Origin of the sequence: Pantoea nemavictus, assembly GCF_037479095.1 — a bacterium.
In the GTDB taxonomy this organism is placed as follows: domain Bacteria; phylum Pseudomonadota; class Gammaproteobacteria; order Enterobacterales; family Enterobacteriaceae; genus Pantoea; species Pantoea nemavictus.
The window spans coordinates 161,029-184,760 of the sequence record NZ_JBBGZW010000001.1 but is presented as its reverse complement, the minus strand read 5'-3'; the positions used below and the strand labels follow the sequence as shown (position 1 = coordinate 184,760).

General features: G+C 54.3%; 23 protein-coding genes. 14 read left to right on the top strand and 9 right to left on the bottom strand.

The genetic code is table 11. The features are described 5' to 3' along the window. Positions 1-54 precede the first annotated feature (54 nt). The 3 genes from cutC (at position 55) to WH298_RS00910 (ending at position 2,612) form a co-directional block, all read left to right on the top strand. Positions 55-807 (top strand): copper homeostasis protein CutC, encoded by a 753-nt coding sequence (gene cutC, locus WH298_RS00920; protein ID WP_180821956.1) that lies wholly within the window; start codon positions 55-57, stop codon positions 805-807. 293 nt (positions 808-1,100) lie between these two features. Next, complete coding sequence (locus WH298_RS00915) at positions 1,101-1,958, top strand: hypothetical protein (RefSeq protein WP_007889548.1); 858 nt, start codon at positions 1,101-1,103, stop codon at positions 1,956-1,958. A gap of 33 nt (positions 1,959-1,991) precedes the next feature. Further along, the gene (locus WH298_RS00910) at positions 1,992-2,612 is read left to right on the top strand and encodes a LysE family translocator (protein WP_180821955.1); all 621 of its coding nucleotides are present in this window, start codon (positions 1,992-1,994) and stop codon (positions 2,610-2,612) included. A 3-nt stretch (positions 2,613-2,615) separates the two neighbouring features. Here the strand turns inward: WH298_RS00910 and cmoB are convergent, their stop codons facing one another. The 3 genes from cmoB to WH298_RS00895 all read right to left on the bottom strand — a co-directional run bounded on the left by cmoB (position 2,616) and on the right by WH298_RS00895 (position 5,209). Then, positions 2,616-3,584: a tRNA 5-methoxyuridine(34)/uridine 5-oxyacetic acid(34) synthase CmoB gene (gene cmoB, locus WH298_RS00905; protein ID WP_180821954.1), complete on the bottom strand. Its 969-nt coding sequence runs from the start codon at positions 3,582-3,584 to the stop codon at positions 2,616-2,618. Then, positions 3,581-4,309, bottom strand: coding sequence for a carboxy-S-adenosyl-L-methionine synthase CmoA (cmoA, locus tag WH298_RS00900; RefSeq protein ID WP_007889552.1), 729 nt, complete (start codon positions 4,307-4,309; stop codon positions 3,581-3,583). The genes cmoB and cmoA overlap by 4 nt, the downstream gene beginning before the upstream one ends. Positions 4,310-4,387: 78 nt before the next feature. Then, positions 4,388-5,209 (bottom strand): DUF72 domain-containing protein, encoded by an 822-nt coding sequence (locus tag WH298_RS00895; protein ID WP_180821953.1) that lies wholly within the window; start codon positions 5,207-5,209, stop codon positions 4,388-4,390. Between the two features lie 232 nt (positions 5,210-5,441). Between WH298_RS00895 and aspS the strand changes: the two genes are divergently transcribed. The 6 genes from aspS (at position 5,442) to ruvB (ending at position 10,923) form a co-directional block, all read left to right on the top strand. Then, entirely contained in the window at positions 5,442-7,223 is a 1,782-nt protein-coding gene (aspS, locus tag WH298_RS00890) for an aspartate--tRNA ligase (RefSeq protein ID WP_007889555.1), read from the top strand. After that, positions 7,223-7,654, top strand: coding sequence for a dihydroneopterin triphosphate diphosphatase (nudB, locus tag WH298_RS00885; RefSeq protein WP_180821952.1), 432 nt, complete (start codon positions 7,223-7,225; stop codon positions 7,652-7,654). Before aspS ends, nudB begins: the two co-directional genes overlap by 1 nt. A 240-nt stretch (positions 7,655-7,894) precedes the next feature. Continuing rightward, complete coding sequence (locus tag WH298_RS00880; RefSeq protein ID WP_007889557.1) at positions 7,895-8,638, top strand: YebC/PmpR family DNA-binding transcriptional regulator; 744 nt, start codon at positions 7,895-7,897, stop codon at positions 8,636-8,638. 37 nt (positions 8,639-8,675) lie between these two features. Further along, positions 8,676-9,203 carry a crossover junction endodeoxyribonuclease RuvC gene (ruvC, locus tag WH298_RS00875; protein ID WP_007889558.1) on the top strand — a complete coding sequence of 176 codons (528 nt, stop codon included), beginning with the start codon at positions 8,676-8,678 and terminating at the stop codon, positions 9,201-9,203. A gap of 92 nt (positions 9,204-9,295) precedes the next feature. Continuing rightward, positions 9,296-9,910, top strand: coding sequence for a Holliday junction branch migration protein RuvA (ruvA, locus tag WH298_RS00870; protein WP_007889559.1), 615 nt, complete (start codon positions 9,296-9,298; stop codon positions 9,908-9,910). Positions 9,911-9,918: 8 nt separating this feature from the next. Next, positions 9,919-10,923, top strand: coding sequence for a Holliday junction branch migration DNA helicase RuvB (gene ruvB, locus WH298_RS00865; protein WP_007889560.1), 1,005 nt, complete (start codon positions 9,919-9,921; stop codon positions 10,921-10,923). 7 nt (positions 10,924-10,930) lie between these two features. Here ruvB and znuB read toward each other — a convergent pair whose 3' ends face one another. Both znuB and znuC read right to left on the bottom strand, forming a co-directional pair. Continuing rightward, on the bottom strand, positions 10,931-11,716 hold the full coding sequence (znuB, locus tag WH298_RS00860; RefSeq protein WP_180821951.1) for a zinc ABC transporter permease subunit ZnuB: 786 nt from the start codon (positions 11,714-11,716) through the stop codon (positions 10,931-10,933). Beyond that, positions 11,713-12,468 carry a zinc ABC transporter ATP-binding protein ZnuC gene (gene znuC / locus WH298_RS00855; protein ID WP_180821950.1) on the bottom strand — a complete coding sequence of 252 codons (756 nt, stop codon included), beginning with the start codon at positions 12,466-12,468 and terminating at the stop codon, positions 11,713-11,715. Before znuC ends, znuB begins: the two co-directional genes overlap by 4 nt. 76 nt (positions 12,469-12,544) lie before the next feature. Here znuC and znuA point away from each other — a divergent pair, with 76 nt between their 5' ends. The 3 genes from znuA (at position 12,545) to lpxM (ending at position 15,962) form a co-directional block, all read left to right on the top strand. Then, positions 12,545-13,516: a zinc ABC transporter substrate-binding protein ZnuA gene (gene znuA, locus WH298_RS00850; RefSeq protein WP_180821949.1), complete on the top strand. Its 972-nt coding sequence runs from the start codon at positions 12,545-12,547 to the stop codon at positions 13,514-13,516. 13 nt (positions 13,517-13,529) lie between these two features. Continuing rightward, on the top strand, positions 13,530-14,858 hold the full coding sequence (gene mepM, locus WH298_RS00845; protein WP_180821948.1) for a murein DD-endopeptidase MepM: 1,329 nt from the start codon (positions 13,530-13,532) through the stop codon (positions 14,856-14,858). A gap of 126 nt (positions 14,859-14,984) precedes the next feature. Beyond that, the gene (lpxM, locus tag WH298_RS00840; RefSeq protein ID WP_007889566.1) at positions 14,985-15,962 is read left to right on the top strand and encodes a lauroyl-Kdo(2)-lipid IV(A) myristoyltransferase; all 978 of its coding nucleotides are present in this window, start codon (positions 14,985-14,987) and stop codon (positions 15,960-15,962) included. Between the two features lie 25 nt (positions 15,963-15,987). Here the strand turns inward: lpxM and WH298_RS00835 are convergent, their stop codons facing one another. From WH298_RS00835 to WH298_RS00825, 3 genes are all read right to left on the bottom strand, one after another. Beyond that, a complete protein-coding gene (locus tag WH298_RS00835; protein ID WP_007889567.1) occupies positions 15,988-17,223 on the bottom strand; it encodes an MFS transporter in 1,236 nt (411 codons plus the stop codon). Between the two features lie 86 nt (positions 17,224-17,309). Then, positions 17,310-18,752, bottom strand: a complete 1,443-nt coding sequence (pyk, locus tag WH298_RS00830) for a pyruvate kinase (RefSeq protein WP_007889568.1) — start codon at positions 18,750-18,752, stop codon at positions 17,310-17,312. A gap of 107 nt (positions 18,753-18,859) precedes the next feature. Continuing rightward, positions 18,860-19,714 (bottom strand): MurR/RpiR family transcriptional regulator, encoded by an 855-nt coding sequence (locus tag WH298_RS00825; protein ID WP_049852073.1) that lies wholly within the window; start codon positions 19,712-19,714, stop codon positions 18,860-18,862. 372 nt (positions 19,715-20,086) lie between these two features. Between WH298_RS00825 and zwf the strand changes: the two genes are divergently transcribed. Both zwf and WH298_RS00815 read left to right on the top strand, forming a co-directional pair. Beyond that, complete coding sequence (gene zwf / locus WH298_RS00820; RefSeq protein WP_049852074.1) at positions 20,087-21,562, top strand: glucose-6-phosphate dehydrogenase; 1,476 nt, start codon at positions 20,087-20,089, stop codon at positions 21,560-21,562. A gap of 187 nt (positions 21,563-21,749) precedes the next feature. Further along, a complete protein-coding gene (locus WH298_RS00815) occupies positions 21,750-22,391 on the top strand; it encodes a bifunctional 4-hydroxy-2-oxoglutarate aldolase/2-dehydro-3-deoxy-phosphogluconate aldolase (protein WP_007889572.1) in 642 nt (213 codons plus the stop codon). 71 nt (positions 22,392-22,462) lie between these two features. On the opposite strand, the gene purT is transcribed toward WH298_RS00815, so the two are convergent. Further along, the gene (gene purT / locus WH298_RS00810) at positions 22,463-23,641 is read right to left on the bottom strand and encodes a formate-dependent phosphoribosylglycinamide formyltransferase (protein ID WP_180821947.1); all 1,179 of its coding nucleotides are present in this window, start codon (positions 23,639-23,641) and stop codon (positions 22,463-22,465) included. Between the last annotated feature and the right edge of the window lie 91 nt (positions 23,642-23,732).

Here is a 23,732-nt window from a genome sequence, read left to right as displayed (position 1 = left end):
GCAGACTAACTGAAGCATTCCTCCCGAGCCAGAAGTCATGAAAAGGAGCAGGGTATGACGAAACTGGAAATTTGTTGCTACGGCATCGACTGTGCAATGACTGCGCAGCTGTCCGGTGCCGATCGCGTGGAGCTGTGCAGCGCACCGCGCGAAGGTGGGTTGACGCCTTCAGCTGGCGTGCTGGAAGCCGCACGACGTGAAATTTCGATCCCGGTACATCCTATCGTCCGTCCGCGCGGCGGGGATTTTTGTTACACCCACCATGAATTTGAATCGATGAAATCCGACGTTGCGCTGATGCGTGAACTGGGTTTTCCTGGGCTGGTCATCGGCATGCTGGATGAAGATGCGCATGTTGATATCGCCCGCATGCAGCAAATTATGAAGCTGTGTGATGGCATGGCCGTCACTTTCCATCGCGCCTTTGATTTGTGCCACAGCCCCAAACGTTCGTTAGAGGTGCTGGCTGATTTAGGCATCGCGCGTATTCTCACTTCCGGACAGCAACAGAGTGCCGAAGCAGGAATTGCATTATTACGGGAACTAAATGAACACAGCACGGGTCCGATTATTATGGCGGGTGCGGGCGTACGTTTGAGCAATATCCAGAAGTTCATTGACAGTGGATTGCAGGAAGTTCACAGCTCCGCCAGCCGATTAGTCGCTTCGCCGATGCGCTACCGTAAAGCCGGTGTTTCTATGTGCTCCGAAGCGGAAACCGATGAATTCAGTCGCTACTGTGTTGATGGTGATGTCGTTGAAGCCATGAAAAGCATGACGCAGTTGACCACCGTCCGGGTAGCCTGATTTCACGCCGATTTTGCCGCGCAGCACGCCAGTTCTAATGACGTGATGTTTGCAAGTACCAACCCCAGTTATTCTAACTGGGGTTCTTTTTGCCTGGCATCTTTATACTTCAAGTTACAGATGCGTTGGCTGCGTGCGTTCGCTCCAGTCACTTACGGGTGTAATCACCTGGGGATTCGCGTACTTGCCGCCTTGCTGTCGTTCGCATTATTTTGGCGAAAGAGTTCACGTCGGCATAGCGTATTCCAGCAAACGATGCTTTGATTACTTATGGCTTCGTACGGATAACCTTCATGAAATCCTTCCCTTGTGCCGTTTTAGTGCTGCTTCTGCCTTACTGCGGCGTCGCGCTGGCGGTCAGCACTGCGTGTCCACCGATGAGCAAAAACATTACCAGCAGCAATAACTGGATCATGCTGGGTGGTGATGCCAAAGGCGCGGTACGTCAGGTGGTGGCGGGCGAATTCGGCAAAGATGTGAACTCGCAAAAGCGCGTGCTCGGCCAGTTTGATCAATGCGGCGATTTGATGGTGGCCGATATCTCCTATGACAAAAATGAAGGCAACGTCATGCTGACCATGGAGCAGCATATTGCTCGCGTACAGCGCGGTTGGGTGGCGGAGTATGCTTATATGGTCAAAGTCATCAAGGCAGGGCAAGAGGAAGTGGTCGACAACCGGCAGGGCACCATTAGCTGGCAAATCGGACAGCATGGCAACATTGTTAGCTCGTCCGATAAATTCACCAGCATGGGCAAAGACGGCTTTACCGATACCACTTATCGCTACGACAAGCAGTTCCGAGTGGAAAAAAGCGTGGCTCGCGGCAGCGATACCATGACCAACGGTGAAAACAGCTGGCGCTGGAATCCGCAAGGATTGGTCACCTCATCCAGCAGCGCGCGCAGTAAAGATACTTACAGCTACGATAACCAGTGGCGGGAACTGCGCCTGAATGGCACGTCGACCACGCCGGTTAGCACGTTGCGCTCGGTCGATGAGTGTCAACTGTGGGATGAAGTGGGCAACTGCACATTGAGTTATCTGCATGAAACTGAAGTGTTTGCTAAAGGCACCATTGAACGCCATCTCAGCTCAGCTTATAAATACCAATACTGGAATTCGCCAGACGAATCAGCCACCCAGGATTAACGCCAAACGCACCGGAGTAAGAGAGAACATCGCATGACACTTATCCTTTCATTCCTCTTCGCCATCACCATTCTTACGCTTACACCCGGCTTTGATACTGCATTAGTGCTTCGTTCCGCCGCCGCGCAAGGCTGGAGACGCGCCTCGGTAACGGCGCTGGGCGTCACGCTGGGTTGTCTGGTATGGGGTGTTGCGGTGGGACTGGGTTTGGGCGCGCTGCTGCTGGCCTCGGAAATGGCTTATAACTTGCTCAAATGGGTCGGCGCGGCTTATCTGCTCTATCTCGGCGTCAAACTGTTAATCCATCCGCGCACACAGGCGGAACAAGGCCAGCGCACCCAGAGCAAAGAACAACGTTATTTCGCCTGCTTCACGCGCGGTTTATTTGGCAACCTGTTAAATCCCAAAGTCGGCGTGTTCTATGTCACCTTCCTGCCGCAGTTCATTCCAGCGGGCGCTTCGGTGCCGCTGTGGTGCACGCTAATGGCGCTCACGCATATGCTGATTGGTTTGGTGTGGAATGCGGTGCTGATTGGTAGCAGCCAGTACTTTGCCACGCATCTGCGTCGCCCGGCGGTGCTGAAAGTGATGGATCGCCTAACCGGCTGCGTCTTTATTGGTTTTGCCGCGAAGCTGGCGCTGTCGCGGCGTTAAGCGTTACGGCTTGCGGGCGACGAGCACCGCGCGCAGCGGCGCGGGATAACCTTCGATGGTTTTGCTGCTGTCATTAGGATCAAGGAACTCGGCCAGCGATTCGCTGGTCATCCAGCTGGTACGTCGCTGCTCTTCCACCGAGGTCACCGCATAATCGACAATGCGCACATCGATAAATCCACACTTCTCCAGCCAGCTTTTCAGCGCCGCCGCAGAGGGAATAAAGTACACATTTCGCATCTGCGCATAACGTTCACCCGGCACCAACACCGCGTTCTCGTCGCCTTCAATCACTAGCGTCTCCAGCACCAGCTCGCCTTCACTGACTAACTGATTTTTCAGCTGCATCAGGTGATCGAGTGGCGAACGACGGTGATAAAGCACGCCCATGGAAAACACGGTATCAAACGCCTGCAACGCCGGTAACTGCTCAATACCCAGCGGCAGCAAATGCGCCCGACGATCGTCGCCCAGCAACTTACGCACCGCTTCAAACTGGCACAAAAATAGCTGCATGGGATCGATGCCGACCACCAGCTTGGCGCCCGCGCCGATCATACGCCACATGTGATAACCGCTGCCGCAACCGACATCCAGCACCGTGCGATGCTGCAAAGGAGAAATGTGCGGTAACACGCGATCCCATTTCCAGTCGGAACGCCATTCGGTGTCGATCTCGGTACCGTACAGCGAATAAGGGCCTTTACGCCACGGCATCAAATTGCGCAGCAGATTCTCAATGCCAAGGCGTTGACGATCGGTCAGATCGTCAACATCAGCGCTCACGCTGTGCAATAAATCCAGCTTCTGTGGAGTCAGCAGCGGCAGATAATCGACCGACTTCTCCCAATCGCGAAACTTGCCGTGCAGGTTTTCACGCTGCCACGCGGCGACCTGGGCAGGTAATACTTCCAGCCAACTGGCGAGCGGGCCGGTGGCAATCTGCTGATAAAAACGGCCAAACTCAATCATTTCAACGCCACCAACGAACCAAAATTAAAGCACTGGAACCACAGCTCCGCATGTTTGAAACCGGCGGTTTTCAGCCGCGCTTTATGCGCTTCTACGCTATCAGTCAGCATCACATTCTCCAGCATGCTACGTTTCTGGCTGATCTCCAGCTCGCTGTAACCGTTCGCGCGTTTAAAATCGTGATGCATATTGAACAGCAGCTCGCCGACCTCGGCATCCTCAAAGCTGAACTTCTCTGACAGCACTAGCGCACCGCCTGGGTTCAGCCCTTGCACAATCTTCTTCAGCAGCGCGAGACGTGCCGGCGGTTCAAGGAATTGCAGGGTAAAGTTCAGCACCACCAGCGAGGCGTTCTCAATGTGGATGTCCTGAATATCGGCTTCAATCACCTGCACCGGCGTATCCGCGCGGAAGGCGTCGATGTGACGACGGCAGCGCTCAACCATCGCCGGCGAATTATCGACGGCAATAATCTGGCAGCCCGGCACATGAATATTGCGGCGAACCGACAGCGTGGCGGCACCCAGCGAGCAGCCGAGATCGTAAACCTGGCTATTCGGTTGAACGAAGCGTTCTGCCAGCATGCCAATCATCGAAATGATGTTGGAGTAACCCGGCACCGAGCGCTGAATCATATCGGGAAAGACTTCAGCCACGCGCTCGTCAAAGGTCCAGTCGCCCAGCTTATCGATGGGCGCGGAAAATAGCGTATCGCGATCAGACATAATGAAAGGTCCGGAGAGAAAACGGAAAGGGCGCTATTTTGGCAGAAACGCGGGCAGGCTGCACCCTTTGCGTTACGTCTAGAACAGGCTCGACTGCTGCGGCCAATCGGGCAGATCGCCTAATGCGGGTTCCAACTGCTGCAACTGCGGCCACAGCGCCTGAATCAGGGGAAACACCTCGCCCATATCTGGCGTGTGAATAAACAGCATCGGATCACATTCAGCCTGCCACGCGGCAATTTTGCTGTGCCACGGCTGAAACAGCGGCACGCTCTCCGCCACGCTATCGCTGCCGATAAAACGCACCATGGGTTGCGAGCCGGTTTGCACCGCGTGTGGCGGCACGCGCGGCTTCTTCGCTCTGGCCTCAACGGCGGCGGCGGTTTGTGAAGTCGAGGCATGAGCCGGGCGGCTATCCAGAATCACCCGATTCACCCCGCGCTGCAGCAAACCGCGATTCAGCGCGCGCTCGGCTTCACCTTTGGCAAAAAACGCCGGATGGCGCACTTCAACGCCGTACTGAAAGATACGCGGCAAACTATCAAGAAATGCCCATAAATCGCTGAGCTGCGCCGGTGAGAATGCGGCGGGCAGCTGTAACCAATATTGTCCGATGCGGTTGCTGAGTGGATCGAGCAGGCGGAAAAACTCCGTCAGCAGCTCATCGCAGTTTCGCAGCGCGGCTTTGTGGCTGATGCTATCGGGAAACTTAAAGCAGAAGCGGAAATCGTCATGAGTCATATCGCGCCAGCGCAGCACCACTTCCGGCTTCGGCAGCGCATACAACGTGGTGTTGCCTTCAACGCAGCCAAACAGCTGTGCGTAATCGGCTAACGTCGCTAAGCCGAACTGTTTCCAGTGCGCATGCTGCCATTGCGGTAATCCAATGCGAAGTGTCAAACGCGAACTCCTGAATCCTTTTGGGCGGGAAAGGGCGGCTTAATGTAACCTGTTTTCATGTCGGCAGGAAAAACAGCGCGATAAAACATAATGTTTTGTCCGCTTTGATCTGGCTCCACTTATCCTGCCTGGGTTTTTCCATTATAATAGCCGTCTTTTTTGCGACAGCATCTCAGAAGGTTACGCGGCCTGATGCTGTCTGGCAGCAGCGGCGAAGTTAAAAGGATACGTTATGCGTACAGAATATTGCGGACAGCTCAATCTGTCTCATGTGGGTCAGCAAGTCACTCTCTGCGGCTGGGTAAATCGCCGTCGCGATCTGGGTAGCCTGATTTTTATCGATATGCGCGACCGTGAAGGTATCGCACAGGTGTTCTTCGATTCCGACCGTCAGGACGCTTTCCAGCTGGCATCTGAGCTGCGTAACGAATTCTGTATCCAGATCACCGGCACCGTTCGTGCACGTGACGAAAAGAACAAAAATAGCGACATGGCGACCGGCGAAGTGGAAGTGTTTGCCCATGAGCTGAACATCATCAACCGTGCAGAACCGCTGCCGCTGGACTCAAACCAGACCAACAGCGAAGAAGCGCGTCTGACGTATCGCTATCTGGACCTGCGTCGTCCGGAAATGGCACAGCGTTTAAAAACCCGCGCTAAAATTACCAGCTTCGTGCGTCGCTTTATGGACGACCAGGGATTCCTTGATATCGAAACCCCGATGCTGACCAAAGCCACGCCAGAAGGTGCGCGTGACTATCTGGTGCCGAGCCGCGTGCATAAAGGTAAATTCTACGCGCTGCCGCAGTCGCCACAGCTGTTCAAACAGCTGCTGATGATGTCGGGTTTTGACCGCTATTATCAAATCGTTAAGTGTTTCCGCGACGAAGATTTGCGTGCTGACCGTCAGCCTGAATTTACCCAGATCGACGTTGAAACCTCTTTCATGACTGCCGAGCAGGTCCGTGAAAAGATGGAACGTCTGATTCGTGAATTGTGGATTGACATCAAGGGCGTCGATCTCGGTGACTTCCCGCAGATGACCTTTGCCGAAGCGATGAACCGTTACGGCTCCGATAAGCCAGACCTGCGTAATCCTATGGAGCTGGTGGACGTTGCTGATCTGCTGAAAAACGTTGAGTTCCAGGTGTTTGCGGGTCCAGCCAACGATGCGAAAGGTCGCGTTGCTGCGCTGCGCGTTCCGGGCGGCGCTGCGCTGACGCGTAAGCAGATTGATGAATACGGCAAGTTCGTTGAAATCTACGGCGCCAAAGGTTTGGCGTGGATGAAGATCAACGAGCGCGCGAAAGGTTTCGAAGGCGTACAGAGTCCGGTAGCGAAATTCCTTACTGCAGAGATCGTTGAAGCGATCCTGAACCGCACATCCGCACAAGATGGCGACCTGATCTTCTTCGGCGCCGACCGCGCTAAAGTGGTCGCTGATGCGCTGGGCGCACTGCGTCTGAAGGTTGGCCGTGATCTGCAGATCACGGATGACAAAGCCTGGGCGCCGCTGTGGGTGATCGACTTCCCAATGTTTGAAGAAGATGAAGAGGGCGGTTTGGCAGCGATGCACCATCCGTTCACTTCGCCGAAAGAGATGAGCGCTGAAGCGCTGGCGACCGATCCGGTACAAGCGGTAGCCAACGCTTACGATATGGTGATTAACGGTTACGAAGTGGGCGGCGGTTCGGTACGTATCCACAGCGGCAAAATGCAGCAGACGGTATTCAGCATTCTCGGCATTACCGAAGAAGAGCAGCGTGAGAAGTTTGGCTTCCTGCTTGATGCGCTGAAATACGGCACGCCGCCACACGCGGGCCTGGCGTTTGGTCTGGATCGTCTGACCATGCTGCTGACCGGCACCGATAACATCCGTGATGTGATCGCGTTCCCGAAAACCACCGCCGCGGCGTGCATGATGACCGAAGCCCCAAGCGAAGCTAATCCAGCGGCGCTGCTGGATTTAGGCATTCTGGTGGCACCGAAGAAAGAAAAGTCAGAGAACAAGTAATGGGCTTTAAACATCCGGTATCGGTGCTGGTGGTGATTTTTGCGCGAGATTCCGGCCGGGTGTTAATGCTGCAGCGACGTGATGACGATAGCTTCTGGCAATCCGTAACCGGCAGCCTGGAAGCGGGAGAAACCCCGCGCCAGGCGGCGCTGCGTGAAGTGTTAGAAGAGCTCGCCATCGACATTGCCGATGAAAAGTTAGTGCTGGACGATTGCCACAAACAAATTGAGTTTGAAATCTTCCCGCACTACCGTCATCGCTACGCACCGGGCACCACGCACAATCGCGAACACTGGTTCAGATTGGCGTTACCTGCAGAGCGCGACCTGCTGCTCACTGAGCATCTCGCCGCGCGCTGGCTCGATCCCGTCGCTGCCGCAGCCCTCACCAAGTCCTGGAGTAACCGCCAGGCAATTGAAGAATTTATCTGAATGCTCGCCGCCGCGCGTTATTCCAGCGGCGAATGATTTAAATTCTATGAATCGGGTGAGTCTTAACAGGACTGCACCAAAGTATTGAACAGTCAGGCGTCATCGGCGCTGCGAGGTTGTTCACCGCCAGCGCACAGCAACCGGAGCGTACTTATGTACGTGAGGATTGCGAGCACTGCCGGGGGACAAGATCGCAAGCAAGATAGCCTGCACCCTGTAAAAGATCGGAGAATACGCAAGATGGCTGGACACAGTAAATGGGCGAATACTAAGCATCGTAAAGCTGCTCAGGACGCTAAGCGCGGTAAAATCTTCACCAAAATCATTCGCGAGCTGGTGACCGCCGCGAAACTGGGTGGCGGCGATGCCGGCTCCAACCCGCGTCTGCGCGCCGCAATGGACAAAGCGCTGTCTAACAACATGACGCGTGACACCATGAACCGTGCGATTGCACGCGGCGTGGGCGGTGAAGATGATTCCAACATGGAAACCATCATTTATGAAGGTTACGGTCCGGGCGGCTCAGCGGTGATGATTGAGTGCCTGAGCGACAACCGCAACCGTACCGTGGGCGAAGTACGTCATGCCTTCACCAAAACCGGTGGCAACCTCGGAACTGACGGTTCAGTTTCTTACCTGTTCAGCAAGAAGGGCGTTATCTCCTTCGCGCCTGGCCAGGACGAAGATGCGGTAATGGAAGCGGCGCTGGAAGCCGGCGCAGAAGATGTCGTTGCCTATGACGACGGCGCGATCGATGTGTTCACCGCGTGGGAAGAGATGGGTGCGGTGCGTGATGCGCTGGAAGCGGGCGGCCTGAAAGCGGATAGCGCTGAAGTTTCAATGATCCCTTCAACCAAAGCCGAAATGGATGCTGAAACTGCGCCGAAACTGCTGCGTCTGATCGACATGCTGGAAGACTGTGATGATGTGCAGGAAGTTTACCATAACGGTGAAATCTCTGATGAGATCGCAGAAACGCTGTAATGGCGTTGCTTAAAACCCCCATCACCGGAGACGCGCTGTGGCGATAATTCTCGGGATCGATCCCGGCTCGCGCGTCACCGGTTACGGTGTCATCCGCCAAACCGGCCGCCAGCTTACCTATTTAGGCAGCGGCTGTATCCGCACTAACGTCACCGATCTGCCGTCACGTCTCAAACTTATCTATGCAGGCGTCAGCGAAATTATCACGCAATTCTCACCCGACTACTTCGCTATTGAGCAGGTATTTATGGCGAAGAATGCCGACTCAGCGCTTAAGCTGGGCCAGGCGCGCGGCGCGGCAATTGTCGCCGCGGTGAATCATGATTTGCCGGTGTTTGAATATGCGGCGCGTCAAGTGAAGCAAACCGTGACCGGAACCGGTGGCGCAGAGAAAAGCCAGGTGCAGCATATGGTGCGCACCTTGCTGAAACTGCCGGCCAATCCGCAAGCCGATGCCGCTGATGCACTGGCCATTGCCATTACGCATTGCCATATGAGTCAAAACGCTGCACGTATCAGCGATAGCAAATTGGTGATGACGCGTGGTCGTATGCGGTCGGGTTAGCGGAAACCCAATACACAGCGAAGCTGGATATTCATCCAGCTTTTTTTATGGTATATACACAGGCTTACTTATCAGATTAAGGAACTGCTCAGGTGATTGGTCGTTTACGAGGCAATATTCTGGAAAAACAGCCGCCGCTGGTGTTAATTGAGGCGCACGGTGTCGGCTATGAAGTGCACATGCCAATGACCTGCTTTTACGAGCTGCCGGAAATTAATCAGGAAGCGATCATCTTTACCCAGTTTGTGGTGCGTGAAGATGCGCAGCTACTGTTCGGTTTCAATAACAAGCAGGAACGCACGCTGTTCCGCGAGTTAGTGAAAGTAAATGGCGTAGGACCAAAACTGGCGCTGGCGATTCTGTCTGGCATGTCGGCACAGCAATTCGTTACTGCGGTTGAGCGACAAGAGATTGCATCACTGATTAAACTGCCGGGCGTGGGCAAAAAAACCGCCGAACGTTTGATCGTGGAAATGAAGGATCGCTTCATCGGTATGCATGGTGATCTGTTTGGTGGTGATTCAACCTTTACGTTAACGACGCCATCTGCTGCGCAGGATAACAATGATGCTGAAGCGGAAGCGGTTTCGGCGTTGGTTGCCCTTGGTTATAAACCACAGGAAGCCAGCCGAATGATCAGTAAAGTGGGTAAACCGGATGCGGATTGCGAAACCCTGATTCGTGAAGCCCTGCGCGCAGCTATTTGAGGTAAAGCATGATTGAAGCCGATCGCCTGGTCTCGGGCAGTTCCTTTAATGAAGAAGAAACGCTCGACCGCGCCATTCGCCCTAAGCTACTGACGGAATATGTTGGCCAGCCGCAGGTGCGTGAGCAAATGGAGATTTTCATCCAGGCCGCGAAATTGCGTGGCGATGCACTCGATCATCTGCTGATTTTCGGCCCACCGGGATTAGGTAAAACCACGCTGGCCAACATTGTTGCCAACGAAATGGGCGTTAACCTGCGCACCACTTCAGGGCCGGTGCTGGAGAAAGCCGGCGATCTTGCGGCGATGCTCACCAATCTTGAACCCCACGATGTGCTGTTTATCGATGAAATCCATCGCCTGTCGCCGGTGGTGGAAGAGGTGTTGTATCCGGCGATGGAAGATTATCAGCTGGATATCATGATCGGTGAAGGTCCGGCTGCGCGTTCGATCAAGCTCGACCTTCCGCCGTTTACCCTGATTGGCGCCACAACGCGCGCCGGTTCATTAACCTCACCCCTGCGCGATCGTTTCGGCATCGTCCAGCGCCTTGAGTTCTATAACGTGCCCGATTTGCAACACATCGTCGGTCGTAGTGCAGCTTGTCTGGGACTCGCGCTGAGCGAAGAGGGTGCGTTAGAAATTGCGCGTCGCGCGCGCGGTACGCCGCGTATCGCCAATCGCCTGTTACGCCGTGTACGTGATTTCGCTGAAGTTCGCGCCAACGGCAACCTGAGCGGTGAAGTGTCAGCCAGCGCGCTGGATATGCTTAACGTCGATAGCCAGGGCTTCGATTATATGGACCGCAAGCTGCTGCTGGCGATTATCGACAAGTTCTCGGGTGGTCCGGTTGGGCTTGATAACCTGGCGGCGGCGATTGGAGAAGAGCGGGAAACCATCGAAGATGTGATTGAACCCTTCCTCATCCAGCAAGGGTTCATTCAGCGCACGCCGCGCGGCCGAATGGCAACGCAGCATGCCTATAAACATTTCGGTATCAGTCGCGAAGAGTAAACCGGCGCTAGGCCGCCGGTTTTTTTGCCATGCTAAAGATGAACAGCACCGCAGCGCATAACACCACTGAAGGTCCGGCTGGCGTATCGTAATTAGCGGAGAAGGTCAGTCCTCCGGTGACGGCGATAATACCGATAATTACTGCGTAACCCGCCATCTGTTCCGGCGAGCGCGAGAAGCGCCGTGCCGTGGCTGCCGGAATAATCAGCAACGAAGTAATGATCAACGCACCAACAAACTTCATGGCTACACCGATGGTTAACGCCGTCACTAACATCAGCATTAAGCGTGTGCGTTGAATATTAACGCCATCAACCTGCGCCAGTTCCGGACTGATCGTCATTGACAGCAGGGAGCGCCATTGCCACGCCATTACTACCAGCACAATCGCCACGCCGCCGCCCATCATCCAAAGATCATCTGGGGTTACCGACAGCAGGTCACCAAACAGATAGGCCATCAAATCCACACGCACCCCTTGCATCAGGCTGACCACCACTAAACCCAGCGAAAGCGCACTGTGCGCCATAATGCCGAGCAGCGTATCAATAGCCAAATGCGGACGACGTTCCAGCCACACCAATCCTAACGCCAGACACACGGTAACCATAATTACCGCGTAATAGGGATTAACGTTGAGCAGCAAACCAAACGCCACGCCAAGCAGCGATGCGTGGGCGAGGGTATCGCCGAAGTAGGACATGCGGCGCCAGACGACAAACGAGCCGAGCGGACCGGCCGCCAGCGCCAGCAAGACGCCGCCCAGCCAGCCAGGTAATAACAGTTCAATCATGACGGGCCATTTCCTTTGCGCAGAACAATACGTCCCTGTAAATCGTGACGATGATTATGGTGATGGCGATAGATCGCCAACTGCTGCGCGCCGCGTGGGCCAAACATCGCGATGAATTCCGGATGCTGTGACACCGCTTCCGGCGTGCCGGAACAGCAGATGTGATGATTGAGGCACAATACCTCGTCGGTTTTCGCCATCACCAGATGCAGGTCGTGTGAAACCATCAGCACGGCACAGTTCAGCTCGCGACGCAGCTGGTCGATCAAATCGTACAGCGCAACCTGGCCATTGACGTCAACGCCCTGCGTCGGCTCATCCAGCACCAGCAACTGAGGTGCATTAAGCAGGGCACGCGCCAGTAAAACGCGCTGGGTTTCACCGCCCGAAAGTTTTTGCAGCGGCGCATTGAGCAGATGCCCGGCCTGCACGCGTTTTAGTGCGGGTAAAATGGCATCGCGCTTGGTACCGCGCGAAAGATGCATAAAGCGCTCAACGGTGATGGGGAGAGTGGGATCGATATGCAGTTTTTGCGGCACATAACCGATGCGCAAATCAGCGGCTCGCTTGACGCTACCGCTGGTAGGTTTAAGCAACCCGAGCACCGCACGCACTAGCGTAGATTTGCCGGCGCCATTTGGGCCAAGCAGCGTGAGAATTTTTCCCGGTTCGAGTGTCAGGCTAACGCCTGCAAGCACTGGACGCTGGGAGAACTTCACGGAAATGTTTTCAAGGGTTACAAGTGGCGACATGATATTTACGGTTGCATTGAATTTCGAATGTTATAATATCACATTCCATCACCGGGTCACGATGGAATGACGTATTATGTTACACATTAAAAAGCGCCTTGTTTTCACCCTTACTGCTGCGGCAATCGTAGCCTCAAGCGCACTGCCCGCGCGTTCAGCGGTAGTGGCATCAATCAAGCCAATCGGATTTATCGCAGCCGCCATCGCTGATGGCATTACGCCTGTTGAAGTATTGCTGCCTGACGGCGCATCAGAACATGATTATGCCTTACGTCCTTCCGATGTAAAACGTATAAAAAACGCAGACTTAGTCGTTTGGGTAGGACCAGAAATGGAAGCCTTTTTGACCAAGTCAGCGGCAGAATTACCCGCCAATAAAAACCTCGAAATTGCTGCTTTGCCAGGCATAAAACCTCTGTTGATCAGCGGCGATGAAGATGATGATGAACATGAGCACGATCACGATCATAACCATGACTCAGAAAATTCTGAAGACCAGGACGCGTCTCATGCACATCACCACCACGGACAGTTTAATATGCACCTGTGGATGTCACCTGACATGGCCATACAATCTGCGGTTGCAATCCATGGAAAATTATTGGAACTTATGCCGCAAAGCAAAGCCAAACTTGACGCTAATCTGCAGGAATTTAAGGCAGAATTAGCCGATGCAGACAAACACATCGGCGCGCAACTCGTGCCTGTGCGGAACAAGGGTTATTTCGTTTTTCACGACGCTTACAGCTACTTTGAAAAACATTACGGTTTGTCGCCTTTAGGGCATTTTACCGTTAATCCTGAGATTCAGCCGGGCGCTCAGCGTTTACATCAAATACGAACACAGTTGGTTGAGCAGAAAGCAGTATGCGTTTTTGCTGAGCCACAATTCAGACCGGCCGTCATCGATGCCGTGTCCCGTGGCACTAGCGTGCGTAAAGGTACGTTAGATCCGCTGGGAACAGACATCAGCTTATCCAAAGACAGCTACGTGAAGTTTCTCATAGAGTTGTCGAGCCAGTATGCGAGCTGCCTGAATGGAGCATGAGGAATAAGTAAAAGTGCAGCAGATAGCCCGCTCTGTCGCCCTCGCATTTAATAATTTGCCGCGCCCCCACCGCGTTATGCTGGGTTCATTAACCGTAGTCACTTTGGCCGTCGCTGTATGGCGGCCTTACGTTTATCATCCTCGTGATGTTGCGCCCATCGTGAAAACCATCGCGCTGGACAAAGACGAACTACGTACACTGTTGCCGGAAGCCAGTGAACCGATCGATCAAACCACGGAAGAGCCGGAAGAAGATATTCCTGCTGACGACATTGATAAAGATGTCCCGGACAATCCTAACATCCACGATTACACCATCTCTTCGGGTGATACGTTAAGCAGCGCCCTGAATCAGTACGGCATTGAGCTGGGTGATATCAACGCGTTGGTAAGCAGTGATAAAGATCTGCGTAATATGCGCGTCGGTCAGCAGCTGAGCTGGACGTTGGATGCGGATGGCCAACTGCAAACCTTCAGCTGGGAAATCGATCGTCGTGAAACCCGTACTTATCAGCGTGCAGATAACGGCAGCTTTAAGATGCAGCAAGAGCTGCAAAAGGGTGAATGGCTGAACAGCGTGCTGAAAGGTGAAGTGCGCGGTAGCTTTGCTGCCAGCGCTCAACGTGCAGGCTTGAGCAGCGCTGAGACCAGTAACGTGATCAAAGCGATGCAGTGGCAGATGGATTTCCGTAAACTGCGCGCCGGCGACGATTTTAGTGTGCTGATGTCGCGTGAAATGCTCGGTGGAAAAAGTGCGCAAAGTCAACTGCTGGGCGTACGTTTACGCTCCGGTGGCAAAGATTATTACGCTTTCCGCGCCGAAGATGGCAAGTTCTACGATCGTAATGCATCGGGTCTGGCACGCGGCTTTATGCGCTTCCCTACGGTTAAGCAGTATCGCGTTTCCTCAAACTTCAATCCACGCCGCCTCAATCCGGTGACGGGCCGTATCGCACCCCATAAAGGTGTCGATTTTGCGCTGCCGATTGGTACGCCAGTGTTGGCCGTTGGCGATGGTGAAGTGGTGATGGCGAAGAACGGCGGCGCTGCCGGTAACTATGTAGCGATTCGTCATGGTCGTCAGTATATGACGCGTTACATGCATCTGAGCAAAGCGCTAGTTAAACCGGGGCAAAAAGTGAAGCGTGGCGATCGCATTGCGCTTTCAGGTAACACCGGACGTTCGACCGGTCCACATCTGCACTACGAAGTGTGGATCAATAACCAGGCGGTGAATCCACTGACGGCGAAGTTGCCGCGCATGGAAGGCCTGACAGGTAAAGATCGCAGCACGTATATGGCGCAAGTCAAAACCTGGTTGCCGCAGTTAACGTTGAAATAACGCATCATTGTGCGCAGACGGGAAAAACCGACGGATTCTTCGTCGGTTTTTTGCTATCTGGCGCATGAAGATTGCAAATTTAATCATCGTCACTATTATTGACCGGTCATTGACAGAGGCGAGTGCATGGAAACCCGAAAGAAAAATAACAGTGAGTTTATTCCCGTTTTTCAACGTTCATTTTTAAAGCCGAAATACTGGGGCAGCTGGTTAGCGGTTGGCGCGCTGGCTGGTATGGCATTACTTCCCGCCAGCGTGCGCGATCCGATTCTGGGCGGATTGGGCAAGTTCGCCGGTAAGCTGGCGAAAAGTGCGCGGCGTCGTGCGCTGATCAATCTCTACTATTGCCTGCCGGAACTGAGTGAGGCGCAGCGCGAAGAGATTGCTGATCGTATGTTTGCTACTGCACCGCAGGCGATGGCCATGATGGCCGAGCTGGGCCTGCGCAATCCTGAGCATGTGCGTAAGCGTGTTGAGTGGCACGGTAGGGAAATTATCGAGCAACTGCAGGCAAATAAAGAAAACGTCATTTTCTTAGTGCCGCACGGTTGGGGCGTGGATATTCCGGCTATGCTGCTGGCGTCTGAAGGCCAAATGATGGCGGCAATGTTCCATAACCAAAGCGATCCGTTAATGGATTACCTATGGAACACGGTGCGGCGTCGCTTTGGCGGTCGCATGCATGCACGCAATGATGGCATCAAGCCGTTTATCGCGTCCGTACGTCAGGGATATTACGGCTATTATCTGCCCGACCAGGATCACGGCGCAGAACATAGTGAGTTTGTCGATTTCTTTGCTACTTACAAAGCCACATTGCCTGCCGTTGGGCGCCTGATGAAAGTGTGCCGCGCGCGCGTGGTGCCGTTATTCCCGGTGTATAACAGCAAAACTCATCGTCTGGAAATCTATGTGCGTCCACCTATGGACGATCTGCTGGATGCCGATGACCACACATTGGCACGCCGAATGAATGAAGAAGTGGAAGTCTTCGTGCGTCCACATCCTGAGCAGTACACGTGGATTTTGAAGCTGCTAAAAACGCGCAAGGAGGGAGATATCGAACCTTATGCGCGTAACGATCTTTATCCACGCAAGAAATAAGAAAAGGGGCCGTTTGGCCCCTTTCTCATTCTACCTCTGCGACATGACTGCGACGTTTACGTTCCCGCAGGAACAGCGTCACCAGCGCAAACCACAGCACGCCAGCCGCAAAGTTAATGCCGCTAAACCAGGGTGTTCCGCCGCTGAAGTAGCCACTTTTTGCCAGTTCAATGCCGATCGCTAACGTCAGAATACTGATCATGCCAAGCATCGCCGCAACGCTGCCTTTGCCTTCATTACTGGAGTAGAGCGTCAGGCGATACAGACCGGCGTTTACCATGCCTGCGCCAAATGCGTACAGGCTTAAACCGGCGGTGAGCAGCAAATAAGTATGGCTGTCGAGCAGGTTGGCCAGCAGTGAAATGCTTAGACCAATCAGAATTGGCCAGGCGGCAAATTTCACCGGTTGCTCAATGGGTACACGCCCCGCCAATTTACCCAGCGTGATATTGCCGGCAATCATTGCCAGAAATACCGGCAGCTGTAGCAGCGCGTACTGCATCCGCGATAATCCCTCATCGTGCATTAAAATTACCGGCGAAAGCGCCACCCACGTGAGGATCGGGATAAACACCAGACCAATCGCGAACGATCCGTACATCACCTGGCGATCGCGTGCTAAGCGGGCATAGCCGCGCGCCAGCGTCGGCAGGGCGATAGAGTGGCTGCGGTCGCCAGCGGTTTCGGGCATTACGCGCCACAACAGGGCAAAAGCAACCACGCTGCAAATGGCAAACAGCCAAAACATGCTGCGCCACTCACCAACGGTAAGCCACGCCGCACCGGCCAGTGGTCCCGCTAAAGGTGCCAGCAGCGCAACGTTAGCCATCAGCGCCATCATGCGTACCGCCAGGGCTTCCGCAAAAGCTTCCTGCACTGCCGCGTAGCTGACTGCGCCAATGAAGCACAGGCTAATGCCCTGAATGAAGCGTAGCGCGACGAACTCTTCAATGCTGCTAACCCAGGTGGTCAGAATGCAGGCGGCTGCAAAGAACAGAATGCCAAACAGTAATACCGGGCGGCGGCCATATTTGTCAGAAAGCGGGCCCAGCAGCCATTGCAGCACCACGCCGCCCATGAGATAGGCGGTCAACGAAGTGGATACCCATTCGGGGCCGACGCTGAATTCAGAGGTAACCAGCAGCATGCCGGGCTGAATCATGTCATGCGCGATATAGGTCGCAAATTCAAACAACACCAGGGCGAGTGGAAACAGCAGCACGCGCCCGGTAAGTTGGGTTATAGGTTGATAGCGGGCCATTTGGCCTCCTTGTCAAAAAAATAAAAACGCGACTGCCAGGCAGTCGCGTTTGTCCATGTTGTTACAGCCGCTGTCAGACGTGCGTATTAATCTACGCGCAGCACACGGCTGGTATTGGTGGTGCCGGTGGTCGACATCACGTCGCCTTGGGTGACAATCACCAGGTCGCCTGAAACGAGGAAACCTTTTTCGCGCAGCAGGTTCACTGCATCGTGCGCGGCGGCAACACCATCATTATTGCTGTCGAAAAATACTGGCGTAACGCCACGGTACAGCGCGGTTAGATTCAGCGTACGTTCGTGGCGTGACATAGCGAAGATCGGCAAACCCGAGGTGATACGTGAAGTCATCAGCGCAGTGCGGCCCGATTCGGTCATGGTGATGATGGCAGAAACCCCTTGCAGGTGGTTGGCTGCATACATCGCCGACATGGCAATCGCCTCTTCAACGTTATCGAACTGCACCTCAAGGCGGTGCTTAGAAACGTTAACGCTCGGGATTTTTTCTGCACCAAGGCACACTTTTGCCATCGCTGACACGGTTTCTGCCGGATATTGACCCGCTGCGGTTTCTGCTGACAGCATCACCGCATCCGTACCATCCAGCACGGCGTTTGCCACGTCCATGACTTCTGCACGCGTAGGCATCGGATTGGTGATCATCGATTCCATCATCTGCGTCGCGGTAATGATGGTGCGGTTCAGCTGGCGCGCGCGACGAATCAAAGCTTTCTGAATACCGACCAGTTCAGGATCGCCAATCTCCACGCCCAGGTCACCACGCGCTACCATCACCACGTCAGAAGCCAGGATGATGTCATCCATCGCTTCCTGCGAGGCAACCGCTTCAGCACGTTCAACTTTAGCCACCAGCTTAGCGTCACAGCCTGCATCACGCGCCAGACGACGCGCATAATTCATATCTTCGCCATTGCGCGGGAAAGAGACGGCCAGATAATCAACGCCGATTTTGGCGGCGGTAATAATATCGACTTTGTCTTTCTCCGTCAGCGCATCTGCTGAAAGACCGCCGCCGAGTTTGTTGATGCCTTTATTGTTGGAAAGCGGGCCGCCGACGGTGACTTCGGTGAACACTTTTACGCCCTGAACTTCCAATACTTTCAACTGAACACGACCATCATCCAGCAGCAGGATATCGCCCGGTACCACGTCTTCTGGCAGGCCTTTATAGTCGATACCGACTTTCTCTTTATCGCCTTCGCCTTTGCTCAAATCGGCATCTAACAGGAAACGATCGCCGACGTTGAGGAACACTTTACCTTCTTTGAAGGTCGACACGCGGATTTTAGGACCCTGCAGGTCACCCAGAATCGCCACGTGGCGGCCAAGTTTTGCGGCAATTTCACGCACTTTATTGGCACGCTGCTGATGATCTTCTGGGGTGCCGTGGGAGAAGTTGAGTCGTACAACGTTTGCACCTGCCGCGATGATTTTTTCGAGGTTGTTGTCGCGATCGGTAGCTGGGCCGAGGGTTGTAACGATCTTGGTTCTTCTGAGACGTCTGGACATGAAGGACTCCGTTAGCAAAGTATCGTGTCGCTCTCAAGTGACACGTAGTGTTCATCTATTCTATATGATCGATGGGCTGTGATTCGACTCACATTGTGAATGTGATGTTAATTATTTTCCTGCACCTGCTTTTCCAGGCGCGAATCTTTTAGCGCTTCTTTGACCCGTTTCAAATTCTCACGGAAAGAGGCGCCGCGCTCAAGGGTAAACCCTGTCGCCAGAACATCCACCACGGTTAATTGTGCCAGGCGGGAAACCATCGGCAGGTAGATATCGGTATCTTCAGGCACATCCAGCGTCAATGCCAATGTGGCTTCCGCCGCCAGCGGGGAACCTGGAGAAGTGATAGCCAGCACAGTGGAAGCGTTTACACGCGCCAGGCGAGCCAGTTCTATCATATTTTTGGTGCGGCCAGTATGCGAGATGAGAACAAATACATCATTTGGTCCACTATTTATGCAACTCATGCGCTGGATCACAATATCCTCTGACCAGATGACCGGCAGATTAAAGCGCAGAAATTTGTTGGTGGCGTCGTGTGCCACCACGGCTGACGCACCAAGGCCGAAGAAGGCAATTTTATGTGCCTGCGTCAGGGCCTGAACGGCCTGACGAATGACCTGTGAATCGAGTTGCTGGCGGACGCGACTCAAACCCGCCAGCGCGGAATCAAATATTTTATGGCTGTAACTTTCGACACTGTCATTTTCTTCCACATCGCGGCTGACCCAGTTCGGGCTTTTGACCAGGCTCTGCGCGAGCTGCAGTTTGAAATCAGGAAAGCCGCGCGTTCCCATGCGGTGACAGAAGCGGTTTACCGTGGGTTCGCTCACCTCGGCAGCACGCGCCAGCGTGGCGATGCTGGAGTGCATCGCCTGTTGAGGCGCGGCAAGAATTTGCTCTGCCACTTTGCGTTCTGATTTACTCAGCGCGTCTAATTGCGCCTGAATCTGTTCCAGCATGGTTTAACCTAATGAGCGTCAATCACTTTTCAGCGTTTATCAATCAATGAAATCGCTGCCAATTGACAAGAATATACCGTGTAATAGCACCTCGCACGCAGCGGAGGACAAATGTAAACGCGAATTTTTTGCGATACTTTGATCGCTGACGTGTTTTGCCTCGACAAATATCGAAACAGAAAATGTGGCCAAATGGCACGCGACACCACACTTAACATCTTTATTACGTTCACAGTTAACGCCAGCAAAGCGCCGTGTTCGGGTTGTCCTGGCGCGGCGAAAAACGTACATTGTGCTGTAAGAAAATTACAATAAGGACCCGGCGTGATGAGAACGCTCAAGCCGGGTATATCCTGCAACGAGGAGAGGAAAATGGCGGTTACACAAACAGCCCAGGCATGCGATCTGGTGATTTTCGGTGCCAAAGGCGATCTTGCACGCCGTAAACTGTTGCCATCACTGTATCAGCTGGAAAAAGCCGGTCAGATTCATGAAACCACTCGCATTATTGGCGTGGGACGCGCGGACTGGGACAAAGACGCGTATACCAAAGTGGTGCGTGAAGCGCTGGAAACCTTCATGAAAGAGAAGATCGATGAAGCGCTGTGGGATACGCTCAGCAGCCGTCTCGATTTTTGTAACCTCGACGTTAATGACACCTCGCATTTCACCAAACTGGGCAAAATGCTTGACCAGAAAAATCGCGTCACCATTAACTACTTCGCTATGCCACCCAGCACCTTTGGGGCGATTTGCGACGGACTGGGCGCGGCTAAGCTGAACGCCAAACCGGCGCGCGTGGTGATGGAAAAGCCGCTCGGGACGTCATTAGAAACCTCGCAAGAGATCAATGACAGCGTGGGCAAATACTTCGAAGAGAGCCAGGTATTCCGTATTGACCACTATCTTGGTAAAGAGACGGTGCTCAACCTGCTGGCGCTGCGTTTCGCCAACTCTATCTTCGTGAATAACTGGGATAATCGCACCATCGACCACGTGCAAATCACCGTGGCAGAAGAGGTCGGCATCGAAGGCCGTTGGGGTTACTTCGACAAAGCCGGCCAGATGCGTGACATGATCCAGAACCACCTGTTACAGATCCTCACCATGATTGCCATGTCGCCGCCGTCCGATCTGAGCGCCGATGCGATTCGTGATGAGAAAGTAAAAGTGCTGCGTTCACTGCGCCGTATTGATCAGACCAACGTGCGTGATAAAACCGTGCGCGGCCAATACACCGCAGGCTTTGTGCAGGGGAAAAAAGTGCCGGGCTATCTGGAAGAAGAGGGCGCGAACAAGCAGAGCGCGACCGAAAGCTTCGTTGCTATCCGCGTGGATATCGACAACTGGCGTTGGGCTGGCGTGCCGTTCTATCTGCGCACCGGCAAACGCTTGCCGACGAAATGCTCTGAAGTGGTGGTTTACTTTAAGAATCCAGAGATGAACCTGTTCAAGGATTCGTACGCTGAGCTGCCACAGAACAAGCTGACCATTCGTCTGCAGCCGGACGAAGGCGTGGATATCGAAATCCTGAACAAAGTGCCGGGACTCGATCACAAGCATAAACTGCAGACCACCAAGCTGGATTTGAGCTACTCCGAAACCTTTAACCAGTCGCATCTGGCCGATGCTTACGAGCGTCTACTGCTGGAAACCATGCGCGGTATTCAGGCGCTGTTTGTCCGCCGTGACGAAGTTGAAGCGGCGTGGGGCTGGGTCGATTCCATCATTGACGCCTGGAACGCCGATGCCGAGGCGCCGAAGCCATATCAGGCCGGCACCTGGGGGCCGGTTGCCTCTGTCGCGATGATTACGCGCGATGGCCGTTCCTGGAACGAGTTCGAATAAGCGCACCAAACCAAGCCCGCCGAATGTGCGGGCTTTTTTTCGTCCAAAATTCATTTTTCTGAAAAGTGAACCCGGGTTTCAAAAAATTTTGATATCCGATGGACGCCGCTCCAGCCAATCTTGTATGGTAGAGCCCAATTATTGACAGCGTGGCCGTGCGCCGGGCTGATGCAACTAAGGAAACGTGATGAAGAACTGGAAAACAAGTGCTGAACAGATCCTGAAAACGGGCCCGGTCGTGCCGGTCATCGTGGTTAATAAGCTGGAACACGCGGTGCCGATGGCAAAAGCGCTGGTGGCTGGCGGCGTGCGTGTGCTGGAAGTGACACTGCGTACGCCGGTAGCGATGGATGCGCTGCGTGCGATGATTAAAGAAGTGCCAGAAGCGATAGTAGGCGCTGGTACGGTGATTAACACGCAGCAGCTCAAAGAAGTCACGGATGCGGGCGCGCAGTTTGTTATCAGCCCAGGTTTGACTGAGTCGCTGCTCAAGGCAGCGGTGGAAGGTCCGGTACCCTTAATTCCAGGTATCAGCACGGTGTCAGAATTGATGACCGGTATGGATTATGGATTGCGTGAGTTCAAGTTCTTCCCGGCGGAAGCGAATGGCGGCGTAAAGGCGCTGTCGGCAATTGGTGGCCCGTTCCCGCAGGTGCGTTTCTGCCCAACCGGCGGCATCTCGCCAGCCAATTATCGTGATTACTTGGCGCTGAAAAGCGTGCTGTGCATTGGCGGTTCGTGGCTGGTGCCGAATGATGCGCTGGAAACCGGTGACTGGGATCGGATTACGCGCCTGGCGCGTGAGGCGGTTGAAGGAGCAAGAGCGTAGCGTCATTTAACAGGTGCGCAGGGTATGCGCACCTTACGGCTTCGGGTCGCCACGCATGGCGACCTGTTAACCTAACCTTCCACTCTCACCGCTGCCGCACTGGCAACAGCGCGCGCGATAGCGTCATCGGTGCTTTCACCGGTCGCTAATGCGACACCCAAGCGACGCTGACCGGCGATTTCCGGCTTACCAAACAGGCGCAGCTGCAAACCTGCACCCAGCGCGGCTTCGATATTAACAAACTGCACGTTCTGGCTGTTCAACTCCGGCAGGATAACGGCCGAAGCCGCCGGGCCATATTGACGAATGCCGCCAATCGGCAGGCCGAGGAAGGCGCGTATATGCAGCGCGAACTCCGAAAGATCCTGCGAAATCAGCGTTACCATACCGGTATCATGCGGACGCGGTGACACTTCGCTGAAGATAACCTCATCACCGCATACGAACAGCTCCACGCCAAACAGACCGTAACCGCCGAGTGCTTTCACCACCTTAGCGGCGATATCCTGTGCGCGTTGCAGCGCCAGTTCACTCATCTGCTGCGGCTGCCACGATTCACGATAATCGCCATCTTCCTGACGATGACCAATCGGTGCACAGAAGTGGATACCATCTACCGCGCTGATGGTCAGCAGGGTGATTTCGAAATCAAACTTCACCACGCCTTCGACGATGACGCGGCCCGCGCCGGCACGTCCGCCTTGCTGGGCATAATCCCAGGCTTTATCCAGCTGGCTGGCTTCGCGGATAAAGCTTTGGCCTTTCCCGGATGAGCTCATCACGGGTTTGACGATGCACGGGAATCCAATGGCATTCGCCGCAGCGACAAAGTTCGCTTTGCTATCGGCAAACTGGTAGGTCGAGGTCGGTAGGGACAACTCTTCCGCCGCCAGACGACGAATGCCTTCGCGGTTCATGGTCAGCCGTGCAGCGCGCGCGGTGGGCACCACTTTCTGGCCTTGAGCTTCCAGTTCCAGCAGTTTTTCGGTGGCGATAGCTTCAATTTCGGGCACCACAAAGTGCGGCTGTTCCTGCGCAATCAGCGCGGCCAGCGCATCACCGTCCAGCATATTGATTACGTGGCTACGATGCGCAACGTGCATGGCGGGCGCATCGGCATAACGATCCACCGCGATCACTTCCACACCAAGACGTTGGCACTCCAGCGCCACTTCTTTGCCTAATTCGCCTGAACCTAACAGCATGACACGCGTAGCGGCAGGGCGCAGCGCGGTTCCGAGAGTCGTCATAATTTCACCTTAGCAGTCAAAATGCGCGCGCAGTATAAACGAAAACGTTTGCGTACTCACGCTTTCAGCTTCATCAGGTTTGCCATACTTT

Excerpts from the sequence above, each read along its gene's own strand:
- purT (WP_180821947.1), bottom strand. The coding sequence starts at position 23,641 with ATGACGACTCTCGGAACCGCGCTGCGCCCTGCCGCTACGCGTGTCATG.
- ruvB (WP_007889560.1), top strand. The coding sequence starts at position 9,919 with ATGATTGAAGCCGATCGCCTGGTCTCGGGCAGTTCCTTTAATGAAGAA.
- cmoA (WP_007889552.1), bottom strand. The coding sequence starts at position 4,309 with ATGTCTGATCGCGATACGCTATTTTCCGCGCCCATCGATAAGCTGGGC.
- WH298_RS00910 (WP_180821955.1), top strand. The coding sequence starts at position 1,992 with ATGACACTTATCCTTTCATTCCTCTTCGCCATCACCATTCTTACGCTT.
- cutC (WP_180821956.1), top strand. The coding sequence starts at position 55 with ATGACGAAACTGGAAATTTGTTGCTACGGCATCGACTGTGCAATGACT.
- zwf (WP_049852074.1), top strand. The coding sequence starts at position 20,087 with ATGGCGGTTACACAAACAGCCCAGGCATGCGATCTGGTGATTTTCGGT.
- znuA (WP_180821949.1), top strand. The coding sequence starts at position 12,545 with ATGTTACACATTAAAAAGCGCCTTGTTTTCACCCTTACTGCTGCGGCA.
- WH298_RS00835 (WP_007889567.1), bottom strand. The coding sequence starts at position 17,223 with ATGGCCCGCTATCAACCTATAACCCAACTTACCGGGCGCGTGCTGCTG.
- pyk (WP_007889568.1), bottom strand. The coding sequence starts at position 18,752 with ATGTCCAGACGTCTCAGAAGAACCAAGATCGTTACAACCCTCGGCCCA.
- WH298_RS00815 (WP_007889572.1), top strand. The coding sequence starts at position 21,750 with ATGAAGAACTGGAAAACAAGTGCTGAACAGATCCTGAAAACGGGCCCG.
- cmoB (WP_180821954.1), bottom strand. The coding sequence starts at position 3,584 with ATGATTGAGTTTGGCCGTTTTTATCAGCAGATTGCCACCGGCCCGCTC.
- znuC (WP_180821950.1), bottom strand. The coding sequence starts at position 12,468 with ATGTCGCCACTTGTAACCCTTGAAAACATTTCCGTGAAGTTCTCCCAG.
- WH298_RS00915 (WP_007889548.1), top strand. The coding sequence starts at position 1,101 with ATGAAATCCTTCCCTTGTGCCGTTTTAGTGCTGCTTCTGCCTTACTGC.
- znuB (WP_180821951.1), bottom strand. The coding sequence starts at position 11,716 with ATGATTGAACTGTTATTACCTGGCTGGCTGGGCGGCGTCTTGCTGGCG.
- aspS (WP_007889555.1), top strand. The coding sequence starts at position 5,442 with ATGCGTACAGAATATTGCGGACAGCTCAATCTGTCTCATGTGGGTCAG.
- nudB (WP_180821952.1), top strand. The coding sequence starts at position 7,223 with ATGGGCTTTAAACATCCGGTATCGGTGCTGGTGGTGATTTTTGCGCGA.
- WH298_RS00825 (WP_049852073.1), bottom strand. The coding sequence starts at position 19,714 with ATGCTGGAACAGATTCAGGCGCAATTAGACGCGCTGAGTAAATCAGAA.
- WH298_RS00880 (WP_007889557.1), top strand. The coding sequence starts at position 7,895 with ATGGCTGGACACAGTAAATGGGCGAATACTAAGCATCGTAAAGCTGCT.
- lpxM (WP_007889566.1), top strand. The coding sequence starts at position 14,985 with ATGGAAACCCGAAAGAAAAATAACAGTGAGTTTATTCCCGTTTTTCAA.